This window comes from Microbacterium testaceum (assembly GCF_020781835.1).
GTDB classification, from domain to species: domain Bacteria; phylum Actinomycetota; class Actinomycetes; order Actinomycetales; family Microbacteriaceae; genus Microbacterium; species Microbacterium testaceum_H.
Genome location: NZ_JAJGNJ010000003.1, coordinates 1 through 22,283, shown reverse-complemented (window position 1 = coordinate 22,283; position 22,283 = coordinate 1). Strand labels below are relative to the sequence as shown.

The 22,283-nt window shown below is 71.1% G+C and carries 19 protein-coding genes; 12 read left to right on the top strand and 7 right to left on the bottom strand.

Annotated elements, in window-relative coordinates; all coding sequences use genetic code 11:
• Window positions 1-228: 228 nt before the first annotated feature.
• The 3 genes from LL239_RS04965 to LL239_RS04955 all read right to left on the bottom strand — a co-directional run bounded on the left by LL239_RS04965 (window position 229) and on the right by LL239_RS04955 (window position 3,889).
• Window positions 229-1,182, bottom strand: a complete 954-nt coding sequence (locus LL239_RS04965) for a type IV toxin-antitoxin system AbiEi family antitoxin domain-containing protein (RefSeq protein WP_228162352.1) — start codon at window positions 1,180-1,182, stop codon at window positions 229-231.
• A gap of 212 nt (window positions 1,183-1,394) precedes the next feature.
• Window positions 1,395-3,059: a phospho-sugar mutase gene (locus LL239_RS04960; protein ID WP_228162351.1), complete on the bottom strand. Its 1,665-nt coding sequence runs from the start codon at window positions 3,057-3,059 to the stop codon at window positions 1,395-1,397.
• Window positions 3,056-3,889, bottom strand: coding sequence for a purine-nucleoside phosphorylase (locus LL239_RS04955; protein ID WP_228162350.1), 834 nt, complete (start codon window positions 3,887-3,889; stop codon window positions 3,056-3,058). Before LL239_RS04955 ends, LL239_RS04960 begins: the two co-directional genes overlap by 4 nt.
• 67 nt (window positions 3,890-3,956) lie before the next feature.
• Between LL239_RS04955 and LL239_RS04950 the strand changes: the two genes are divergently transcribed.
• The gene (locus LL239_RS04950) at window positions 3,957-5,417 is read left to right on the top strand and encodes an NAD(P)H-quinone dehydrogenase (RefSeq protein WP_228162349.1); all 1,461 of its coding nucleotides are present in this window, start codon (window positions 3,957-3,959) and stop codon (window positions 5,415-5,417) included.
• Between the two features lie 369 nt (window positions 5,418-5,786).
• On the opposite strand, the gene LL239_RS04945 is transcribed toward LL239_RS04950, so the two are convergent.
• Together LL239_RS04945 and LL239_RS04940 are read right to left on the bottom strand one after the other, a co-directional pair.
• Window positions 5,787-7,553: an acetyl/propionyl/methylcrotonyl-CoA carboxylase subunit alpha gene (locus LL239_RS04945; protein WP_228162348.1), complete on the bottom strand. Its 1,767-nt coding sequence runs from the start codon at window positions 7,551-7,553 to the stop codon at window positions 5,787-5,789.
• A gap of 77 nt (window positions 7,554-7,630) precedes the next feature.
• A complete protein-coding gene (locus LL239_RS04940) occupies window positions 7,631-8,278 on the bottom strand; it encodes a Maf family protein (protein WP_228162347.1) in 648 nt (215 codons plus the stop codon).
• Window positions 8,279-8,336: 58 nt separating this feature from the next.
• On the opposite strand from LL239_RS04940, the gene LL239_RS04935 reads away from it, so the two are divergent.
• From LL239_RS04935 to LL239_RS04920, 4 genes are all read left to right on the top strand, one after another.
• The gene (locus LL239_RS04935; protein ID WP_228162346.1) at window positions 8,337-9,584 is read left to right on the top strand and encodes a class I SAM-dependent RNA methyltransferase; all 1,248 of its coding nucleotides are present in this window, start codon (window positions 8,337-8,339) and stop codon (window positions 9,582-9,584) included.
• A 61-nt stretch (window positions 9,585-9,645) separates the two neighbouring features.
• Window positions 9,646-10,311, top strand: coding sequence for a response regulator transcription factor (locus tag LL239_RS04930; protein ID WP_228162345.1), 666 nt, complete (start codon window positions 9,646-9,648; stop codon window positions 10,309-10,311).
• Window positions 10,304-11,560 carry a sensor histidine kinase gene (locus tag LL239_RS04925; RefSeq protein ID WP_228162344.1) on the top strand — a complete coding sequence of 419 codons (1,257 nt, stop codon included), beginning with the start codon at window positions 10,304-10,306 and terminating at the stop codon, window positions 11,558-11,560. The genes LL239_RS04930 and LL239_RS04925 overlap by 8 nt, the downstream gene beginning before the upstream one ends.
• Window positions 11,557-12,597, top strand: coding sequence for a hypothetical protein (locus LL239_RS04920; RefSeq protein ID WP_228162343.1), 1,041 nt, complete (start codon window positions 11,557-11,559; stop codon window positions 12,595-12,597). The genes LL239_RS04925 and LL239_RS04920 overlap by 4 nt, the downstream gene beginning before the upstream one ends.
• 256 nt (window positions 12,598-12,853) lie before the next feature.
• Here the strand turns inward: LL239_RS04920 and LL239_RS04915 are convergent, their stop codons facing one another.
• Both LL239_RS04915 and LL239_RS04910 read right to left on the bottom strand, forming a co-directional pair.
• Window positions 12,854-13,087: an acyl-CoA carboxylase subunit epsilon gene (locus LL239_RS04915; protein ID WP_228162342.1), complete on the bottom strand. Its 234-nt coding sequence runs from the start codon at window positions 13,085-13,087 to the stop codon at window positions 12,854-12,856.
• Window positions 13,084-14,673 (bottom strand): acyl-CoA carboxylase subunit beta, encoded by a 1,590-nt coding sequence (locus LL239_RS04910; protein WP_374197613.1) that lies wholly within the window; start codon window positions 14,671-14,673, stop codon window positions 13,084-13,086. Before LL239_RS04910 ends, LL239_RS04915 begins: the two co-directional genes overlap by 4 nt.
• A 159-nt stretch (window positions 14,674-14,832) precedes the next feature.
• On the opposite strand from LL239_RS04910, the gene LL239_RS04905 reads away from it, so the two are divergent.
• From LL239_RS04905 to LL239_RS04875, 7 genes are all read left to right on the top strand, one after another.
• The gene (locus LL239_RS04905) at window positions 14,833-15,615 is read left to right on the top strand and encodes a biotin--[acetyl-CoA-carboxylase] ligase (protein WP_228162340.1); all 783 of its coding nucleotides are present in this window, start codon (window positions 14,833-14,835) and stop codon (window positions 15,613-15,615) included.
• A gap of 60 nt (window positions 15,616-15,675) precedes the next feature.
• A complete protein-coding gene (locus LL239_RS04900) occupies window positions 15,676-16,227 on the top strand; it encodes a PH domain-containing protein (protein WP_228162339.1) in 552 nt (183 codons plus the stop codon).
• Between the two features lie 245 nt (window positions 16,228-16,472).
• Window positions 16,473-17,606, top strand: coding sequence for a 5-(carboxyamino)imidazole ribonucleotide synthase (locus tag LL239_RS04895; RefSeq protein WP_228162338.1), 1,134 nt, complete (start codon window positions 16,473-16,475; stop codon window positions 17,604-17,606).
• Between the two features lie 94 nt (window positions 17,607-17,700).
• The gene (purE, locus tag LL239_RS04890) at window positions 17,701-18,168 is read left to right on the top strand and encodes a 5-(carboxyamino)imidazole ribonucleotide mutase (protein ID WP_228162752.1); all 468 of its coding nucleotides are present in this window, start codon (window positions 17,701-17,703) and stop codon (window positions 18,166-18,168) included.
• Entirely contained in the window at window positions 18,165-19,631 is a 1,467-nt protein-coding gene (locus LL239_RS04885; RefSeq protein ID WP_228162337.1) for an LCP family glycopolymer transferase, read from the top strand. Before purE ends, LL239_RS04885 begins: the two co-directional genes overlap by 4 nt.
• Window positions 19,628-20,731, top strand: a complete 1,104-nt coding sequence (locus LL239_RS04880; RefSeq protein WP_228162336.1) for a glycosyl transferase — start codon at window positions 19,628-19,630, stop codon at window positions 20,729-20,731. The genes LL239_RS04885 and LL239_RS04880 overlap by 4 nt, the downstream gene beginning before the upstream one ends.
• A gap of 91 nt (window positions 20,732-20,822) precedes the next feature.
• On the top strand, window positions 20,823-22,283 hold a 1,461-nt coding region (locus tag LL239_RS04875; RefSeq protein ID WP_374197612.1), incomplete at its 3' end, for an LGFP repeat-containing protein.

Below are 22,283 nucleotides of genomic sequence, written 5' to 3'. Positions count from 1 at the left end.
GTTTTGGGGCGCGGGTTGTGCAGTGGGGCGGTCGTTGTGCGCTCCGGTGCACGCATGGCGCCCCCGTGCGGGGGTGGACGGGTGGTGCCCCGGCGGCAGGCGCGCGGCGGGTGGGGTTTGGGGCGCGGGTTGTGCAGTGGGGCGGTCGTTGTGCGCTCCGGTGCATGCATGGCGCCCCCGTGTGGGGGTGGATGCGTGGTGCCCCGGCGGCAGGCATGCGGCGGCAACTCAGACGGGAGTGATGCCGAAGGCGGAGAGGCGACGGCCCAGCGTCGCCGCGTCAGTGAGATGCTCCCAGCCCCACCGCGCGAATCGCCGCTGCGTGGTGCCGCGGATCCAATCCTCCCGGCGCTTCTCGTCCTCGACGACGCTCTGCGGACTTCTCCCCGCGTCGGTCGCGAGACCCCGGTACTTCAGCATCCCGTCGAACTCGCCCCACGCTCCGACATCGTCGAGCCCGAAGTCGATCCAGTACGTGTTGCCTCGCGGACCGGCGACCGGAACCTGGAGGGAGGGAGGGGCGAATCCCAGTTCCCGCAGCCGCAATCGGCTCACGCTCTCGCCGGGGAGCTGCGCCCGCCCGTCCCCGAGTGTCAGCGCTCGTTCCGCCGCACGGCGTCCGCGGGTGGCGAATCGCGTCCAGCTCATCGCTTCCTCGCGGAACCGCTCCGCCTCCTCGACGTCATAGCCGCCCGGCGGGGTGAAGGCGCGCTCGCGGAGGGCGGCATCCATGACGGTCACCGCCGCATCGCGCGACTCCATGCGGGCGACGTCGGCGACCGTTCGGGCGAGGGGAGTGCATCGGAGGCCGTCGAGCTCCACGTGGTGCGGGTCGCGTGCGAGGTCCCGATGACGGACGACGCCCCGTGCACCGCCCGGCCGGGAGTCCGGGGCGAGCACGTGCAGCAGACCGTCATCGCGCAGGCACGGAAGGCCCTGGATTGCCGCGGCCGTGACGCCGCAGAAGGTCGGACGGTGTGCGCTGACGAGCGCGAGTGCCCTCGCGCGCACGACGATCTTCTGCTCGGGCCGGAGTCCATCGACGTCCGCACCGCGGGCGTAGACACCCGGGCGGATGGCGCGAAGGTATCCCTTCTCCACCTCGAGCCGGATACGGCGGGAGTGCCACCCGTGGTCCGCGAGTTGCGAACGCCGAATCAGGGCGACGGCAGCGCTGTTCATCGCCCCACTGTGCCCGGGACGCCCGCGGCCCGGGCGCCATTTCCGCCGCTTTGTGGATGGCATCCCCACCCACCGCCCGGGGGACGAACCGTGCGCCCTCCGACACCGGGGCTGCATTCGCGCACCGGGGCGTACAACGACCGCCCCAGTGCACGAAATGTGCCCCAATCGCCGGGCCGTCGACCCCGCCGGGCCGCCGGAGCAGCCGCGCGTCAGCGCAGCGACACCAGCAGCGCCTCGGCGCCGGAGCGCAGCGCGTCGAGGCGTCGGCGCGCCTTCTTGGCCGACGAGCCGCGCACGTCGAGGTACAGCTTGAGCTTCGGCTCGGTGCCGCTCGGACGCACGATGAGACGCGAACCGTCCTCCAGCCAGATGCGCAGCACGTCGCCGGGGGGAAGACCGTCGACGCCGAGCAGCAGATCGTCGATGCGCTCGACGGCGACCTCGCCCACCGCGGAGGGCGGCTGGGCACGGAGGGATGCCATGATCCCGGCGATCTCGCTGAGGTCGGTGACGCGCACCGAGATCTGGTCGCTCGCGAACGCGCCGAACGTGTCGCGGAACTCCTGCAGCAGGTCGGCGACCGTACGGCCCTCCGCGCGAGCGGCGGTGGCGAGGTCGAGGAACGCGACGGCGGCGGAGATGCCGTCCTTGTCGCGCACGGTCTCGGGGTTCACGAGGTAGCCCAGCGCCTCCTCGAAGCCGAAGACGATCCCGGGGGCGCGCGAGATCCACTTGAAGCCCGTGAGGGTCGCATGGAAGTCCAGACCGTAGTGCTCGGCGACGACCTGCAGCCCGGGGGACGACACGAGGGAGCAGGCGAGCGCTCCGCCCGTCGAGGCCGCCGCGCGCGCCGCGCGCCACCCCAGCAGCAGCCCGATCTCGTTGCCGGTCAGGCGGCGCCAGCCGCCGTCGGTCTCGGCATCCGGGATCGCGACGGCGAGGCGGTCGGCATCCGGGTCGTTCGCGATGACCAGTTCGGCGTCGACGGCGCGGGCCGTCTCGAACGACAGGTCCATGGCGCCGGGCTCCTCCGGGTTGGGGAACGCCACCGTCGGGAAGCGCCCGTCCGGGTGGATCTGCGCCTCCACGACCACGGGCTCGGGGTACCCGGCCTCGGTGAGCACGCGTGCGACCGTCTCCCACCCGACGCCGTGCATCGCGGTGTAGACCCAGCGGAGCCCCTCGGCCCCGGCGGGTGCCGGGGCGACGGCGGCGGTCGCGGTGATGTAGGCCTCGACGAGCGACTCGGGGGCGTTCTCGTACCCGACCGAGCGGGGCAGCACCGTGACATCGCCCGCGTCGGCCACGCGCTGGATGTGCGCGGCGATCTCGGCGTCGGCGGGCGAGACGATCTGCGCGCCGTCGTCGGCACCGCCGAGGTACACCTTGTAGCCGTTGTCGTCCGGTGGGTTGTGGCTGGCGGTGACCATGACGCCCGCGTCGGCACGAAGGTGCCGCACCGCGAACGCGAGCACGGGCGTGGGCAGCATGCGCGGGAGGAGGATCGCGCGCAGCCCGGCCCCGGCGAAGATCTCCACCGAGTCCCGCGCGAAGACGTCGGAGTTGCGGCGTCCGTCGTATCCGACCACGACGGTCGGGGTCGCGTCGGGCTGCTTCTCCCGCAGATACGCGGCGAAGCCCGCCGCGGCCTGCGCGACGAGCACGCGGTTCATGCGGTTCGAGCCCGCGCCGAGGGTGCCGCGGAGCCCCGCGGTGCCGAAGGCGAGGCGCGTGGCGAAACGGTCCTCGAGGTCAGCGGCCGCCTCGGCATCCCCCTCCTCCACGCGAGAAAGCAGAGAGGTCAACTCCTCGCGGGTCGTGGCATCCGGGTCCTGGGCGAGCCACGCGCGGGCCGCCGCGACGAAGGCGCTCACAGTGCCCCGATCACACGGGCCAGCAGCGCGGAGATCACCGGCTCGGCCTCGCGTCCGGCCTCGAGGACCTCTTCGTGGCTGAGGGGCGTCTTCTGGATGCCGGCGGCCAGGTTCGTGATGAGGGAGAAGCCGAGGATCTCCATGCCGGCCTGTCGCGCGGCGATCGCCTCGAGCGCGGTGGACATGCCCACGATGTGGCCGCCGATGGTCTTGGCCATCTGCACCTCGGCCGGGGTCTCGTAGTGCGGACCGCGGAACTGCGTGTAGACGCCCTCGTCGAGCGTGGGATCGATCGACCGCGCGAGGTCGCGCAGGCGCTGCGAGTACAGGTCGGTGAGGTCGATGAAGGTCGCACCCTCGAGTGGGGAGTCGGCAGTCAGGTTGATGTGATCGCTGATGAGGACGGGCTGGCCGGGCTTCCACGTCTCGCGGATACCGCCCGCGCCATTGGTGAGGATCATCGTGGTCGCGCCGGTGGCCGCGGCGGTGCGGACGCTGTGGACGACCCGACGGACGCCGTGACCCTCGTAGTAGTGGGTTCGAGCGCCGATGACGAGGACGTTCTTCCCCCCGGGGGTCCGGACGCTGCGCAGCGTTCCGACGTGCCCCTCGAGGGCGGGCTTGGAGAAGCCGACGACCTCGGTCGCGGGGAACGACGCGGTCTCCTCGCCGATGATTTCGGCGGCGCGGCCCCAGCCGCTGCCGAGGGTGACCGCGATGTCGTGACGCTCGACGCCGGAGAGGCGTGCGATGTCGGCGGCCGCCGCCGCGGCGATCTCGAACGGGTCGGCCGCCGGGTCGTCGAGCGGGTGAAGTGTGCTGTGTGCCATGGACCCACTCTAGAAAGCCGCGGCATCCGGGGCCAGGCGAGCGAGCCGCGCGTCGCACTGGGGGAGAATGGATGCCATGGTGCAGAGCTTCGAGCGCAAGCAGTCCGTCGCGATCGTCGGCGGTGGCCCCGGCGGCTACGAAGCGGCGCTGTCGGCCGCCCAGCTGGGCGCCGACGTGACCCTCGTCGAGCGGGCGGGGGTGGGCGGGTCGGCGGTCATCACCGACGTCGTGCCCTCCAAGACGCTCATCGCGACCGCCGACGCCGCCGTGGCGATCCGCAACGCCAGCGAGCTCGGTGTGCAGTTGTTCGCGAAGGATGACCGGGGCAAGCCGCTGACCCCCGAGGTCGCCATCAACCTCGCCGCCGTGAACCAGCGCCTGCTCTCGCTCGCCCGTCAGCAGTCCGACGACATGCGCTCCTCGTTGCTCGAGGCCGGCGTGCGCATCATCTCCGGCCACGGGCGCCTCGACGGTTCCGGCGCCGTGGTCGTCTCGACCGAGGCGGGCGGCACCGACTTCGACCGCATCGAGGCGGAGACCCTGGTCGTGTCCGTCGGTGCGTCGCCGCGTGAGCTGCCCTCGGCCCGCCCGGACGGTGAGCGCATCCTCACCTGGACGCAGCTGTACAACATGAAGTCCGTCCCGCAGCACCTCATCGTCGTCGGCTCGGGTGTCACCGGCGCCGAGTTCGCCTCGGCCTACATGAACCTCGGCGCGAAGGTGACGCTCGTCTCCAGCCGCGACCAGGTGCTGCCCGGTGAGGATCAGGATGCCGCTGCGGTGCTGGAGCGCGTCTTCGAGCGCGGCGGCATGACGCTGCTGTCGAAGGCGCGCGCGGAGTCGGTGGTCAACACCGGCGACGGCGTGACGGTGACCCTCGGCGACGGGCGCACGATCGAGGGCAGCCACTGCCTCATGGCCGTGGGATCCATCCCGAACACCGCCGGGATCGGCTTGGAGCAGGCGGGCGTCCAGATGACGCCGTCGGGTCACATCCGCGTCAACCGCGTCGCCCGCACCTCGGTGCCGAACATCTACGCCGCGGGCGACTGCACGAACTTCTTCCCCCTGGCCTCGGTGGCATCCATGCAGGGACGTCAGGCCGTGTTCCACGCGCTCGGCGACATCGTGATCCCGCTCGAGACGCGCCGCATCACGGCGAACATCTTCACCGCCCCCGAGATCGCCACGGTGGGATTCAGTGAGCAGGACGTCGTCGACGGCAGGATCGCGGGCGTGGTGAAGAAGCTGCCGCTGTCGGCGAACCCGCGCGCGAAGATGCAGGGCATCACCGACGGCTTCGTGAAGATCATCGCGCGGCAGGGGAGCGGCACGGTCATGGGCGGTGTCATCGTCGCCCCGCGCGCCTCCGAGCTGATCTACCCGATCGCGATCGCGGTCGAGCGCCGGTTGACCGTCGACCAGGTCGCCCGCGTCTTCGCCGTGTACCCGTCGCTCACCTCCAGCATCACCGACGCCGCGCGCGCGATGCACATCGTCGACCGCGATGATCCCGGCGAGGACTGAGCGCGCCCCGGCGTGCGTCGCGCGCCCCGCGCGCCCCGGCGTGCGGGTCCGGCTTCGGGCCACGCATAAACGCTCCCAGCGCCCATAAACGTGGTGACCGCGCGTTTATGGGCGCGAATCGCGTTTATGCGCGGGAAGGGAACCGTTCCCGCTCGCCCGAGCCCGCAGTACGCCCCACGCAACGCGACCGCGCTACGCGACCGCGCTACGCGACCGCGCTACGCGACCGCGCTACGCGACCGCGCAACGCGACCGCGAACGTGACGGCGCCACCCCACGGCGCCACGCAACGCGACGGAGCAGCGCGACCGCGCAACGCGACGGCGCCGCGCCCCCGGAGGGACGCGGCGCCGGAAGAGGGCGGATGCCTCAGCTGATGAGCAGCAGCTGGTGACCCGCCGACACGGTGGTGCCGGGGTTCGCGTCGATGCCGGCGATCGTGCCGTCCTTATGTGCCTGGATGGGCTGCTCCATCTTCATGGCCTCGAGCACGACGACGAGGTCGCCCTTGACGACCTGCTGACCCTCTTCGACCGCGACTTTCACGACGGTGGCCTGCATCGGAGACTTCACCGCGTCGCCGGTGGAGCCGGCGGCCGGCGACGCCGCGTGGGAGCGGCGCGACGGCGGGGCCACGGCCGGGCGGCCGGGCTTCGCGGCGGGCGCGGCGATGCGGTCGGGGAGGCTGACTTCCAGACGCTTGCCGCCGACTTCGACCACGACCGTGTGGCGGCCCGGCGCCTCGCCGGGGGCCTCGAGCTCGCCGTCCCACGCGGGGATGTCGTTGACGAACTCCGTCTCGATCCAGCGCGTGTACACGCCGAACGAGCCGTCCTCGGCGGTGAAGGCCGGGTCGCGGACGACCTTGCGGTGGAACGGCAGGACGGTGGGGAGGCCCGCGACCTCGAACTCGTCCAGGGCGCGGCGGGCGCGCTCCAGGGCCTCGGCACGGTCGCGGCCGGTGACGATGATCTTCGCCAGGAGCGAGTCGAACGCGCCGGAGACGCTGTCGCCCGCGGTCACACCCGAGTCCAGGCGGAGACCGGGACCGCCGAACGTCTTGAAGACGTGGATCGGACCGGGCTGCGGCAGGAAGTTGCGGCCCGGGTCCTCGCCGTTGATGCGGAACTCGAACGAGTGCCCCGACGGGGCCGGGTCGTCGTATCCCAGCTCTTCGCCCTCGGCGATGCGGAACTGCTCGCGCACGAGGTCGAGACCGGTGACCTCCTCGGAGACCGGGTGCTCCACCTGCAGGCGCGTGTTGACCTCGAGGAACGAGATCGTGCCGTCGGCGCCGATGAGGAACTCGCACGTGCCGGCCCCGACGTAGCCGACCTCGCGGAGGATTGCCTTGGATGCCGCGTACAGCACGGCATTCTGCTCGTCGGTGAGGAACGGCGCCGGTGCCTCTTCGACCAGCTTCTGGTGGCGGCGCTGAAGGGAGCAGTCGCGGGTGGAGACGACGACGACAGTGCCCGCGGCATCCGCCAGGCACTGGGTCTCGACGTGGCGCGGCTTGTCGAGGTACTTCTCGACGAAGCACTCGCCGCGGCCGAACGCGGCGACGGCCTCACGCGTGGCGGACTCGAACATCTCGGCGACCTCGTCGAGCTCGCGGGCCACCTTCAGGCCTCGCCCGCCCCCGCCGTACGCGGCCTTGATGGCGATCGGCAGGCCCACCTGCTCGGCGAACGCGATGACCTCCTCGGCGCCGGCCACCGGACCGGGGGTGCCGGGCGCGAGCGGGGCGCCGACCTTCTCGGCGACGTGACGGGCGGTGACCTTGTCGCCCAGGGCCTCGATCGCCTCAGGCGAGGGACCGATCCAGATCAGTCCCGCGTCGATCACGGCGCGGGCGAAGTCGGCGTTCTCGGCGAGGAAGCCGTACCCGGGGTGGACGGCGTCGGCGCCGGAGCGGCGGGCGACCGAGAGGATCTTCTCGATCGAGAGGTAGGTGTCGGCGCTGGTGGCGCCGTCGAGAGCGTAGGCCTCGTCGGCGAGGCGGGTGTGCAGGGCATCCCGGTCCTGGTCGGCGTAGACGGCGACGGAGGCCTTGCCCGAATCGCGTGCGGCGCGGATGACACGGACGGCGATCTCGCCGCGGTTGGCGACGAGAACCTTGGCGATCTTCGGCATCCTCCCAGCCTAGCGAGGGGGCGTGTGCGTCTTTTGACCCACCTCCACAAGAAACGCCGGAAAACGTGTGGGGGAGTCTACGAACGGTTCCACAGGGCCGGCCAGGAGCCCCCGAGTTCGCGCACCAGCCGTCGCACCGTCGACAGCGACATCCCGACCACGGTCGACGGGTCTCCCTCGATGCGCTCGATGAAGGCGCCGCCGAGGCTGTCAACGGTGAACGCGCCGGCGACGTGCAGCGGCTCGCCGCTGTCGACGTAGGCGGCGATCTCGTCGTCGTCGATGTCGGCCGCGAAGCTCACCGACGCCTCCGCCACGGCGAACGCCTCGCGCGGCCGGTATCCGGGGGCGAGTCGGAACACGCTGTGCCCGGAGTGCAGCACGCCCGTCCGCCCGCGCATGTCGTGCCACCGCGCGGTCGCCGCCGCGGGCGTGTAGGGCTTGCCGAGGATGTCGTCGCCGAGGGCGAACATGGAGTCGCCGCCGATGACGAAGCCGTCGAACCCGGGCTCTTCCTCCCTCAGGCGATCTGCGACGTCGGCAGCCTTCCGCCGCGCGAGCAGCAGGACATGCTCGGGAGCCGGGAGTGTGCGCCCCTCGGACGCTTCGACCTCCGCGATCACCGCCTCTTCGTCGACCTGCGGCGCGCGGGCCTCAGGCTCGATGCCGGCCTGCCGCAGCAGCATGAGACGAGCGGGGGAGGTGGATGCCAGGCATACGCGCATGCCCTCACGCTACCGACGACGCCGGTCGCCGGGCGCCGTCGTGTGACAGGCTCGGAGGATGCACAACGGCGACCTCATCGATCTCGACATCACCGGCGTCGCCCACGGCGGCATCTTCGTGGGGCGCCACGAAGGGCGCGTGGTCTTCGTGCCCGACACCCTGCCGGGAGAGCGGGTGCGGGTGCGGCTCACCGACACGAAGAAGAAGGCGTTCTGGCGCGCCGAGGCCGTCGAGGTGCTGGATGCCGCTCCCGAACGCCAGCGGCACGTGTGGGCCTCGGCATCCATCGACCGCGCCCCCGACGATCGTGCGGGCGGTGCCGAGTTCGGACACATCGCCCTCGATCACCAGCGGGCGCTGAAGGAGCGCGTCATCCGGGAGTCCCTCGAGCGGGTCGGGCGTCTCGAGCTGCCCGTCGCGGTCGCTCCCGCCGGTGCCGATGAGACCGCCGACGGCACGGGCTGGCGCACCCGCGTGAGTCTGCACGTCGACAAGGCCGGACGCGTCGGACCGTTCGCCCCGCGCTCGCACCGGGTCATCGAAACCCCCGACCTGCCGTTGGCCACGGCCGCGCTCGGGCGCGCCGCCGGCGAGCTGCGAGGGGCCGCGCCGGGTCGCATCGATCTCGTGCAGCCCGCCGATGGACGCGTCCGCGTACTGCCCCGTCCCGACGGCGCGCGCACCACCGGGACTGCCGAGGTCGTCGAGGAGCGCGTGGGCGAGCGGGTCTTCCGGGTCGATGTCGGCGGTTTCTGGCAGGTGCACCGGCTGGCGGCCTCCGCGCTTACGCAGGCCGTCGCCGAGCGGGTGCGCGCCACGGCGGGAGAGCTGGATCCGGATGCCACGCACCTGGACCTCTACGGCGGGGTGGGCCTGTTCGCCGCGACGCTGGCCGGCCTCGGCGGCACGGCCGCGCGGGTCGTCAGCGTCGAGAGCGACGCGCGGGCGACCGAGCACGCGGGGGAGAACCTGGCCGAGTGGGTCGGCGCGCGCGCCGAGACCGCCCGCGTCGACCGCTACGTGGGCCGGCTCGTGGCCGACGCCTCCGAGCGCGAGCGCGAGCGTCTCTCCCGGGGCGTCGTGGTCCTGGATCCGCCGCGTGCGGGGGCGGGGCGGGAGGTCGTCGAGGGGATCGCGGCGCTGGCTCCTCGCGCGGTCGTCTACGTGGCGTGCGATCCCGTGGCGTTGGCGCGGGATCTCGCCACGTTCGCCGCTCAGGGATACCGCGCGGAAGGAGGCGTGCACGGCCTGGACCTCTTCCCGAACTCCCACCACGTCGAGGCCGTCGTCTCGCTGCGGCGATGACCAGCCGATCGGGGGCTGTGCACTCCCCGTCGCGCGGGGCGTGCGCGGATACGATGAGGGGATGACGCGCGTCGCCCTCATCGATGACCACGAATCGGTCCGACTCGGTCTCGAGGCGGCGTTGGCCCAGACCGAGTCCTTCCAGGTGGTGTCCTCGGGCGCGAACGTCGCCGCGTACCTCGATTGGCGTCGAGCCGCGGGCGAGGCTCCGGCCGACGTCGTGGTGCTCGATCTCACCCTCGGTGACGGTACGACGGTGTCCGAGAACGTCGACCGTGTGGTGCGCGACGGGTCCAGCGTCATCATCCACAGCGTCGCCGACCGTCCGGCCGCGGTGCGCGAGGCGCTCGCCGCCGGCGCGGCCGGCATCGTGAGCAAGTCCTCTCCCACGCACGAGGTCCTCGCGGCGATCGGCACCGTCGCCCGAGGCGAGCTGCTGGACAACGTCGAGTGGGCCAGCGCGGTCGAGGGCGACCGCGAGTTCGCCGACGCGCAACTGTCGGCGCGCGAGCGCGAGGTTCTGCGGCTGTACGCGGCGGGCCTTCCGCTGAAGGCCGTCGCGGAACGCCTCGGCGTCGCCTACTCCACGGCCAAGGAGAACATCACACGCGTGCGCGTGAAGTACGTCGAGGTGGGCCGCCCCGCCCCGACCAAGGTCGATCTGCTGCGACGGGCGATGGAGGACGGCATCCTTCACGAGACGCCCGAGACCCCCCGTGATGCCTGACATCGACCGGTCCGTCCTCGATGAGGCGTGGGGGCGCATCCCCCACACGCGGGAGACCAGCGACGACCCCGGCTCCTTCACTCAGAAGCGCATCGAACGCGTCATCACCCTCCTGGTGGGCCCAGCCTGCCTCGTCCTGGGGGTCCAGGCCTTCGTCGCCGCATTCGGCCCGACCGACGAGGCCGACGGTTGGCATCTGCCGCTGGTGGTCGGAGTGTTCGTGCCTCTCGTGGCAATGGTCGTCGCCTGTGCGGTCGGCCGCTTCGCGCGCCTGTTCTCGGGCCTGTTCGCCGTGCTGTTCATGGTCGCCCTCGCCCTGTGGCCGGTCGCCACGACCGGTGGCCCGGCGCCCTCGCCGACCCAGAACCCGTGGATCTTCTACCTCATCAACGTCGCGACCGTCGCCACGGTCGTGGCGTTCCCTCTGGCGTTGCAGGTCGCGTGGACGGTCAGTGCGCCGCTGCTGTTCGGGGTGGTGCGGCTCCTGCAGGCGGGCGGCCAGCCCGAATTCCTGCTCCCGGTGGCGCTCGACGTCTCGTTCGCGCTGCTGCTGGGCAGCGTCCTGGTCACCCTGACGTGGATGTATCGATCGATCGCGGCCAACGTCGACGAGACGCGGGCGCGCGCGGTCGCCAGCTACGCGTCGGCGGCGGCGACGGCCGCGACCGAGCACGAGCGCATCGCGGTGGCCGCTCTCATGCACGACAGCGTCCTGGGCGCGTTGCTGGCAGCGGAACGGGCGGGCACCCCACGCGAACGCACCCTCGCGGTGAGCATGGCACGCGAGGCGCTCACCAGGCTCGCCAACGCCGAGAAGGACGCCCTGGAGGGCAGCGACGAGCCGATGGATGCCGGCGCGCTGGCCGACGACATCGAAACGTCCGCCCGTGACTTCGGTGTCACCCTCGCCGTCACGCGGCGCGTGCAGGAGGGGACGCCCCGCGTCCCGGGCCGCGTCGCGCGCGCCCTCGTGCTCGCGGCGATGCAGGCGGTCGCCAATGCCGTGCAGCACGCCGAGGCGCGCGCGCTGACGGTCGAGGTCATCGGTTCCGCCGAACCCGGGGGCGTCACCATCCGCGTGCGCGACGCGGGTCGCGGCTTCGACGTCGACGCGATCCCGGCCGACCGGCTCGGCATCCGGGGGTCGATCATCGCCCGCGTGACCGCTGTCGGGGGGCGCTCCACCGTGGATTCCTCGCCGGCCGGGACGACGGTGACCCTCGAGTGGGAGAGCGGGGACCGCTGGTGACCGTCCGCTCGATCCTCTCGGGCATCGCGCTGGCCTTCACCGCGTATCTGTCCGCGCGCAGTCTGCTGTGGACGCTCCCGGACACCGTGGAGCGCGGGTGGCTGCTCATCGCCGCTCTCGTGCTCTATCTCCCCATCACCTGGCTCTGGATCCTCCTGCCCACGCGGCGACGCTCCGCGGGGACCGACGAGGCGCGCGAGGGCATGCGGCTGACACCGCCGCGCTGGGCCGTCGGCCTCGCGCTGATGGCGGCGGCGGTCGTCCCGAACGCGGCCTTCGCCGCGGTCAGCGAGGCCGGTCGCTCCCAGCCGTTCGTCACCTGGGTGATCGGCGGCATCGGAGCGCTCATGACCGTCGTGATGGTCCGTCGGCGCCCGGCCGTGGCGTGGACCGGGACGGGCCTCCTCGCCGTCTCCACCGCGGTCTGGCTCGGTCCTCTCTCGGCGCTGAGTCTCGGACTCGTCGGGTCGCTCGTCTGGGTCGCCGCCGCGCAGCTCATCACGATCGCCCTCGATCGCGTCGCCCGCGACGCGGAACAGCTCTCCGAGCTCCAGCAGGCGGCGTCGGCCTGGCAGGCCTCGCAGAGCGGTCGTCAGCGCGAGCGTCGTCTGCACGTGCAGCGGGCGCTGCACGTCGCCGGGCCCGTGCTCGGTCGCACGATCGAGACCGGGGGTAATCTGCGGCCGAGCGAGAAGAGCGCCGCGCGCCTGGCGGAGCAGAGCCTCCGCGACGAACTGCGCAGTCCGCGTCTTCTGGACGACGGCGTGCGCGCCCAGATCGACGCCGCGCGCCGCCGCGGCACGATCGTCATGCTGTTCGACGAGGGTGGACTCGACGGTCTCCCGGCATCCGCCCTGCAGAGCATCCGCGCCGAGCTGGCGGGCATCGTGGCCGGCGCCGCGTCCGAGCGGCTCATCATCCGCACCTCGCCCCACCACGAGGTGGCCGTGACGGTCGTCGGTCGCACGGCGACCGTGGGCGCCGGGGCGGACGAGGACGATGTCGACCTCTGGCGCGAGATCCGTCGCCCTCGGTGAGCAACCGGAAGACCCCCGCGGCGTGAACGCCGGCGGGGGCCGTGTTCGGGTATCAGCATCCGGGGAAGAGTGCGAAAGATAAGCGGTGAGGGGCGGCGATGACGCCTGCCCCTCACCCATGCGAACGGCTACCCGAAAACCGTCCGCGTGGTCAGAACCGGCTCGATGGAGCGGACCGACCGAACGCGTGATGCGTTCCAGCTCCTCCAGTATCCGTGAGCGATTCCTCGGCGTCTGTAGGTATTTCGGGGGACAGTCAGCCGGTGACGCCGCGCCAGCCCGCATCGCGGTTCAGCGGCGCGCGCAGCCCGCGTGCCGAGAGCTCCCAGCGTGATCGGATGGTGGCCTCCGGGGCCGTGGCATCCGCCGTCTCGCGGGCGTACGCCTCGCCCACGACCACGATGGCCGCGGCGAGCTCTTCGGGCGTCGGCGTCCCGCGGACGACGCGGGCGATCGTCTCTGACGGGTCGACGGTGTCGGCGCCGGTCACAGCGGGATGTTCCCGTGCTTCTTCGCCGGCAGGCTCGCGCGCTTGTTGCGCAGGGCCCGGAGCGCCTTCGCGATCGACACGCGCGTCTGCGCCGGCTCGATGATGCCGTCCAGCTCGCCGCGCTCCGCGGCCAGGAACGGGGATGCCACGTTGTAGGTGTACTCGTTCGCCAGTCGCGTCCGCACGGCCGCGACGTCCTCGCCGGCCTCCTCGGCACGCTTGATCTCGCCGCGGTACAGGATGTTGACCGCGCCCTGGCCGCCCATGACGGCGATCTCGGCGGTGGGCCAGGCGAGGTTGATGTCGGCGCCCAACTGCTTCGAGCCCATGACGATGTATGCGCCCCCGTAGGCCTTGCGAAGGATCACGGTGACCAGCGGCACGGTCGCCTCGGCGTACGCGTACAACAGCTTCGCGCCGCGACGGATGACACCCGTCCACTCCTGGTCGGTGCCCGGGAGGTACCCGGGGACGTCGACGAGCGTCACGATCGGCACGGAGAACGCGTCGCAGAAGCGCACGAAGCGGCTCGCCTTCTCGCCGGCGTCGATGTTGAGCGTCCCCGCCATCTGCGAGGGCTGGTTGGCGATGATGCCGACGGTTCGTCCCTCGATGCGACCGAAGCCGATGACGATGTTCGGCGCGAACAGCGGCTGGACTTCGAGGAAGTCGGCTCCGTCGACGATGCCCTCGATGACGGTGTGGATGTCGTAGGGCTGGTTCGGGGAATCGGGGATGACGGTGTTCAGCGCGCGATCGGCATCCGTCGTCTCGAACTCGAACGGGGTCTCGTAGAGGGGGAGCTCGGCGAGGTTGTTGTCCGGGAGGAAGCCGATCAGGGTGCGCGCGTAGTCGAGCGCGTCGTCCTCGTCGTCGGCGAGGTAGTGGGCGACGCCCGAACGGGTGTTGTGGGTGTGTGCGCCGCCGAGCTCCTCCATCCCGACGTCCTCCCCGGTGACGGTCTTGATGACGTCGGGGCCGGTGACGAACATCTGGCTGGTCTTGTCGACCATGATGACGAAGTCCGTCAGGGCGGGGGAGTAGACGGCGCCGCCGGCGGCGGGCCCCATGATGATCGAGATCTGGGGGATGACGCCGGAGGCGGCGGTGTTGAGTCGGAAGATCTCGCCGTACTTGCCGAGCGCGACCACGCCCTCCTGGATGCGCGCGCCGCCGGAGTCGAGCATGCCGATGATCGGGATGCCGCTGCGGAGGGCGAGCTCCATGACCTTGATGATCTTGTCGCCGGCGACCTCACCGAGCGAACCGCCGAACGTGGAGAAGTCCTGTGCGTAGACGGCGACCGTGCGCCCGTGGATCGTGCCGGTGCCGGTGACGACCGAATCGCCGTAGGGGCGCGACTTGTCCATGCCGAACGCCGACGTGCGGTGCCGCACGTATTCGTCGAGCTCGACGAACGAGCCGGGATCGACGAGCATCTCGATCCGCTCGCGGGCGGTCAGTTTGCCTTTGGCGTGCTGCTTGGTGCGCGCGGCGGTCTCGGCGTCGACGACCGCCTCCTGGAACCTCGTGCGCAGGTCGGCGATCTTGCCGGCGGTCGTGGAGAGATCGGGCTGGTCGGTCACGCTTTCCACCCTAGCGACCGGTTCCGCGCCGATGTTGGAGGGTGCGCACAAGCACCTCGGCCACAGGCTGTGGCATCCATCCATCCGCGCCGCGGAGGCGGTGCGCGCGCGGAAGGCAAGCGGATGCCGATCTCCCCGCGTGTTGCCTAGGGTGTGCACATGCCGATCCCCGCTGCCGGATACCCGCTCACCGCCGCACTCAGTCCCCGCGTCCAGGTCGTCGAGACGACCGACTCCACCAACGCCGACGTCGTCGCGGCCGTCACGTCCGATCCCGCGGGCTGGCCCCACCTGTCGTTGCTGATCACGGACGACCAACGCGCGGGGCGCGGACGACTGGACCGGACGTGGACCGCGCCGGCCGGAACCGCCCTGGCCGTGTCCGTCGTCGTGGACGCCGGCCGCATACCGATGGCGGCACGTGGCTGGATCCCTCTCGCTGCCGGTGCCGCGATGACGCGCGCCGTGAACGCCCGTCTGAGCGGGCACGGCTCGAAGGCCGAGCTGAAGTGGCCGAACGACGTGCTCGTGGACGGTGCGAAGATCTGCGGCATCCTGGCCGAGGCCGTTCCCGGCACGCTCGACACGGTCGTCGTCGGGTCGGGCATCAACACACGCATGACCCGCGCCGATCTTCCCGTGTCGACCGCGACGTCGTTCGCCGCGATCGGGCTCGAGGTCGACGAGGACCGGCTGCTCGCCGATTACCTCGAGGCGCTGGCCGGCTTCCTCTCGCATCTGTCGGAGGGCGACATCGCGCACGTGCACCGCGACATCGAGAAGCTGTGCGCCACGGTCGGGCGCGAGGTGTCCGTGTCGCTCCCCGACGGCACCACCGTGCAGGGCCGCGCCGAACGGCTCGATGAGGAGGGACGCCTCGTGGTGGGATCGGGCACGATTCAGACCGTGGTGTCGGCGGGCGACGTCGTCCACGTGCGCTGACCCGCGGTCGTTCCGCGTGTGCGGGCGACGGTGGAGCCCGCGGCCCCGCAGAATGAGAACGTGACCCAGCCGACCATCTACGGAGGCCGCCCGCGCACGCCGGCCCCGGGTTCGGCGATGCCCGAACGCCGCATCGCGCGACTGCGCGGCCACGCGCGGCGGCTCTCGTGGTCCGCGCTCGTGCTGATCGCGGTGTCGGGCGCGACGGCCTATTTCTACGACAACGTTCCGGCCCCGTTCGAGAACTGGATGCTGCTGAGCGCGGCGGGGGCCGTGGTGCTGCTGCTCGTACTCATCCCCTATCTCGTGTGGCTGTCGCGGTCCTGGACCATCACGACGCGGCGCGTGATCGAACGCTCCGGCTTCTTCGGTTCGAGCAGCCGCGAGATCTCGCACGTCCGCGGGTACGCGATCCAGATGCGTCGCGGCATCCTGCAGCGCTTGTGGGGCGCGGGGACGCTCACGCTCTCGAACGGCGTCGAGCCGCCGATGCGGTTGAAGAACGTGCCGCATGCCGTGCTGGTGCACGAGACTCTCGTGGATCAGGTCGAGGTGAACCAGATCCTCGCCCACCGCGATTCGCAGGCGCAGGCGTCCGGCCCCGTCGACTGAGCGGTCCCTCACGCCTCATCGGACCTGCCGCTGCTTCCGGTCGGCCGGCATCCGGCCCCTCCGCCGTGCCTCCGGGCGGCCCGTCCCCTCGGCAGACACGACGAAGGAGATCCGTGCTCCCGGTCGCGCACGCGCGGTTCCGGGCGGAGCCGGGTGCCGGGGTTTCCTTCTTCGTGTTCGGTGAGCCCTCTGGGCTCGCGGGCCCCGGAGCCGTCGTCCACAATGGACGGGACGGAAGGAGCGGCATGGCGCTGCGAGTCGGAGTGGTCGGTGGCGGACAGCTGGCGCGGATGATGATCGCGCCCGCCGAGGAGCTCGGGATCGAGATCCGCGTCCTCGCCGAGACCGAGGGCATGTCGGCGGCGCTGGCGGCGACGGCCGTCGGCGACTACCGCCATGCCGATACCGTTCTGCGCTTCGCTCAGGACGTCGACGTGCTCACCTTCGACCACGAGCATGTGCCGCAGGACGTGCTGTCGGTCCTCGTGGAGGCCGGTGTCGCCGTGCACCCCGGCCCCGCGCCGCTGTTCGTGGCCCAGGACAAGCTCGTGATGCGCGCGCGCATGGCCGAACTCGGGATGCCGCAGCCCGACTGGGCGTCCGTCTCCGATGCCGCGGGCCTGCAGGACTTCCTCGACGCGCACGGTGGTCGAGCGGTCGTGAAGACCCCGCGCGGCGGCTACGACGGCAAGGGCGTGCGTGTCGTATCGGCCGCGACCGAGGCCGAGGACTGGCTCGCGGCGCTCGCCGAGGACGCCAACGGCGGTGCGCTGCTGGTCGAGGAACTCGTCGACTTCACGCGCGAACTGGCACAGCAGGTCGCGCGTCGCCCCTCCGGTGAGGTGCGCACCTACCCGCTCGTGGCCACGACGCAGCGCGACGGCGTGTGCGCCGAGGTGATCGCCCCGGCGCCCCGGGCGGGGGAGCGGATGCAGCGCGCCGCCGCCGAGATCGGGATCGCCGTCGCCGAGGGGCTCGGGGTGACCGGCATGCTCGCGGTGGAGTTGTTCGAGACCTCCGACGAGCGCATCCTCATCAACGAGCTCGCCATGCGGCCGCACAACAGCGGGCACTGGACGCAGGACGGCGCGGTCACGAGCCAGTTCGAACAGCACCTGCGCGCGGTGCTGGACCTCCCCCTCGGATCCTCGGATGCGGTCGCCCCGTGGACAGTGATGATCAACATCCTGGGCGGGCCGGCCGAGGGCGGTCTGACCGATCGGTTCGCGCCGGCGATGGCGGCGCACCCGACCGCGAAGATCCACACCTACGGCAAGGATCCGCGACCGGGGCGCAAGGTCGGTCACGTCAACGTCGCCGGCGACGACCTGGACGACGTGGTCTACGAGGCCCGGGCCGCGGCGGCCTTCTTCGACTGAGCGCGCCGTTCCGGGATCTTCCAGCGAGCCGCCCTAGCCTGGATCGGTGACCCGACCGCTGCATTCTTCCGAGACGCCCGTGGTCGGCGTCGTCATGGGCTCCGACTCCGACTGGCGCGTGATGAGCGACGCGTCCCAGGTGCTCACCGAGTTCGGCATCCCGCACGAGGTCGAAGTCGTCTCGGCGCATCGCACGCCCGACAAGCTCATCCGCTACGGCCGGGAGGCCCGCGCCCGGGGCCTGCGGGCGATCATCGCCGGTGCGGGCGGTGCCGCTCACCTGCCCGGCATGCTCGCCTCGGTCACGGCGCTCCCGGTGATCGGTGTGCCGGTGCAGCTGGCGACCCTCGACGGGCTCGACTCGCTGCTGAGCATCGTGCAGATGCCGGCCGGTATCCCGGTGGCGACCGTGTCGATCAACGGTGCGAAGAACGCCGGTCTGCTCGCGGCCCGCCTCCTCGGTGCCGCGGACACCGAGCTGGGCGACCGCGTCGAGTCCTATGCCGCCGACCTCGAGGCGCAGGTGGAGGAGAAGAACCGCCGCTTGAAGGATTCGCTGTGAGCGTGGCCGCTCCGCCGCGGGCGCGCCCCCGCGAGCCGCTCGTGGAGTCGCGTCCGATGCGCAACCCGGACACCTCGTCGCGCGAGGTCATGACCCGCCGCGGGTGGTGGCTCGTGACCCTGAACTTCCTCATCCCCGGGTCAGCGCAGGTGCTGGCGGGGAGCCGCCGACTGGGCAGGTTCGGTCTCGGCGCCACCCTGTTCCTCTGGACGGCCCTGGTGCTGACGGCCTTGGGTGCGCTGCTATGGCCGAGCGGGCTGTTCGCGCTGGCCACCGGCTCGTTCATCCCCGATTTCCTGTCGTGGTTCCGCTGGGTGCCCCTCACCGTCGTGCAGATCGTGATCGTGGGATACGTCGTGCTGTGGATCGTGCTCACGATCGACACGTTGCGGCTCGTCCGATTGGTTCGTACCGGCCCCCTCGCGCGGTTCGCCATCGCGTCGGTGTCGATCCTGCTGCTGGTGCTCTCCGGCTCCGGTGCGGCGTGGGCCGCGCAGACGGCGGGCGCGACTCGCGATGCCTTCTCGTCGATCTTCGCGCAGTCCGCGCCGGTGGTCCCCCCGTCGGACGGGTACTACAACATCCTGTTGCTCGGTGCCGATTCCGGCGAGGGGCGCGACTCCATGCGCTTCGACTCGATCTCGGTGATCTCGGTCAATGCGGCATCGGGAGCGGTGACCATCACCGGCATCCCCCGTGACATGCCGCACTTCCCTTTCGCCCCCGGCCCCATGCAGGACGAGTACCCCAACGGGCACACGGGCAAGTTCGACGAGACCTGCGGGTGGGGCAGCGGAGTGAACCAACTCCGCACCGAGGTCGAGGTCTGCCAGGACGGCAACGCCCTCTATCCCGACGCTGTCGCCAACGGCTCCGAGCCGGGTATCGAAGCCACCAAGGATGCCGCGGAGGGCATCCTCGGCATCCAGATCCCGTACTACGTCCTCATCGACATGAAGGGCTTCGCCGACGTCGTCGATGCGCTCGGCGGCGTCGACATCACCGTCGACGAGCGTCTGCCCAAGGGCGGCCCGGCCTACGACGGCCAGCCGGTCGACGACTGGGCGTTCGGGTGGATCGAGCCCGGCCCGCAGCACATGGACGGCGACACCGCGCAGTGGTATGCCCGCTCGCGTTACACCACGAGCGACTTCGACCGGATGCGGCGTCAGCGTCAGCTGCAGGAGGCGATCCTCGCGCAGGCCACCCCGCAGACCGTGCTCACGCGCTTCCAGGAGGTCGCCGCCGCCGGCACGGCCATCGTGAAGACCGATCTGCCGCAGGGCCTCATCGCCCCCACCCTCGTGGACCTCGCCCTGAAGGCGAAGGACCAGCCCGTGAGTACGATCGAACTGACCCCCGAAGGCGGAGTCGACGAGTTCGATCCCGACTACGCCCAGATTCAACAGATGGTGCGCGACACGCTCCACCCGCCCACCGAGACGGAGGCACCCGCCCCGTGACCGTCACTCTTCGCGTCGTCCTCGACCAGCTCGTCACGCCCACATCCCGTGATCTCGCCGAGGCCTCGGCCTCCCTCGCACAAGCCCTCGTGGACACCGCGCCGCGCGGCTGCGACGTCGCGGCGATCACCCCCTCGCCGGGGCTCCCCGACGACGGGGCGATCACGGGACTGTCGGGCGAGACGCGTCTGTCGATGCGGAGACGCGAGCTCGCGGCATCCTGGCAACTCGGCGTGGCTCCCGGCATCGGTCGCGGGCTGATCCACTCGCCGACACCCCTCGCCCCCCTCGTGCGACACGACCGCGTCAACGAGACGCACCAGATCGTCGTGACGCTGTGGGACCTGCGAGCGTGGGAGACGCCGGACGAGCTGCCCAAGGCAGAGGTCCTCGCCGCGCGTGCGCTGCTGTCGCGGACCGGCAAGCACGCCGATGCCGTCGTCGTTCCCTCACACGCGATGGCGGAGCGTCTGGCGGGGGTGGCCAAGGCGAAGCTCGTCGCGAAGGTGCGCGTCATCGGCGGAGCCCCTGTGGCCGGGTTCCGTGTGCCCTCGGATGCCGTGGGCCGACTGCGCGCGCTCGATCTGCCGTCGTCGTTCATCGCTCTCGCGGGCGGTGTCGCCGCCTCCGACGGGCTCGCCGCCGCCTTCGCGGGAGTCTCGGCCGCCGAGTGGGGCGGCGACGTGGTCGTGCTGGACGTCCCCGAGGGAGACGAACCCGCCGTCGTCGACCTCGCGTCGGCGGCCGGCATCCCCGAGTCCCGCGTTCATGCACGAGGGTCGCTCGACCAGTGGGACCGCGCGGCCGTGCTCTCGCACGCTGTCGTCTACGTCGCCGCCGGCACACGCACGGACTGGCCGTGGCGCGCCGTCGACGCTCTCGCCGTGGGTGTGCCGATCGTCGCGGCCGACACCGCCGTCCACCGCGAGGTGCTCGCCGACGCCGCGCTGTACGCGGGGGAGGAGCAGCTCGGCGGAGCCGTGGCTCGTGCCCTCGGTGAGGACGCCGAGCGACTGCGCGTGCTCGCCGGCGACCGCGCGAAGGGGTTCGCCTGGGAGGCGTGCGCCGAGCGCGTGTGGGCGCTGCACGCGGAGTTGTAGCGCGCGATCACGGCCAGGTCGACGGGGCGCGTAGGTTGCGCGATCGATCAAACATTTGATTCACATAAGCCTCATCCGTCACACTGGGCCAATGCTGCAATCGGGGCGCCGAATCACGCTGACCACATTCTTCGCGGCGGTCGCCGTCCTGGTCACGGCGATCGGTTCTCTGACGTCCGTATCGGCGGCGCAGGCTGCGACGCCGCAGTCGGTGTCGACGGTTGCCGCCGTTGCGGCGGCTCCGTCCGGTTTCAATCCGTCCCAGATCATCACCGATCAGGCATTTTTCAACAGTGGCACGATGACGGAGGCTCAAATTCAGAGCTTCCTCGAGGCGAAGGTTCCGACCTGTCGGGCCGGGTACACCTGTCTGAAGGATTGGTACGACACGTCCCGCACGACCTCGGCGGACGCCATGTGCGGCGCGTATTCGGGCGGGATGCGGGAGCGCGCCTCCCGGATCATCTTCAAGGTCGCTCAGGCCTGCGGTATCAATCCGCAGGTCATTCTCGTCACGCTCCAGAAGGAGCAGGGTCTGGTGAACCACACGTGGCCGAGCGACTGGCGGTACAGGATCGCCATGGGCCAGGGATGCCCGGACACCGCCGCATGCGACACCCGGTACTACGGATTCTTCAACCAGGTCTACGGCGCAGCGTGGCAGCTGAAGCGGTATGCCAACCCGCCGGGGACGAGCAAGTACTTCACGTGGTATGCGCCCGGCCAGACGTGGAATGTCCGCTTCAACCCCAACGTTTCGTGCGGTTCGTCGCCGGTCTATATCGCTAATCAGGCGACCGCCGACCTCTACTACTACACGCCCTACCAGCCCAATGCCGCCGCCCTGCGCGCGGGATACGGCGAGGGGGATTCCTGTTCGGCATATGGGAACCGGAACTTCTTCAATTACTTCACGGACTGGTTCGGGTCGACGTCTCAGCCCATCGGGGGAGCGATCCTCGCCAGGTGGACGGAACTCGGCGGTCGTGCCAACCCGCTGGGTGCTCCGACGGGTCCGTATACGTGTGGCACGAAGAACGGTGGCTGCTACCAGAACTTCCAGTTCGGTGCGATCAGTTGGTCGCCGACGACGGGGGCGTGGGAGACCTACGGGGATATTCGTGCGCGCTGGTCGCGGATCGGTTTCGAGGGTGGTGTGCTCGGCTATCCGATCGGGGCGCCGACGTGCGGCACCAAGGATGGTGGCTGCTACCAGAACTTCCAGCTCGGCGCGATCAGTTGGTCGCCGTCGACGGGGGCGTGGGAGACGTATGGGTCGATCCGTGGGGCTTGGCGGGACTCGGGATTCGAGGGCGGGCCGCTGGGGTATCCGACGGCAGCTCCGGTGAATGCGGATGGGCGGGCGTCGCAGGCGTTCCAGGGGGGAGCCATTGGGTGGACCTCAGCGGGTGCGTTCCCGGTGACCGGTGATATCGGGCGTCGCTGGAACGCGATCTCCGGCGCGGACGGGGCTTTGGGTGCTCCGACGGGTCCGTATACGTGTGGCACGAAGAACGGTGGCTGCTACCAGAACTTCCAGTTCGGTGCGATC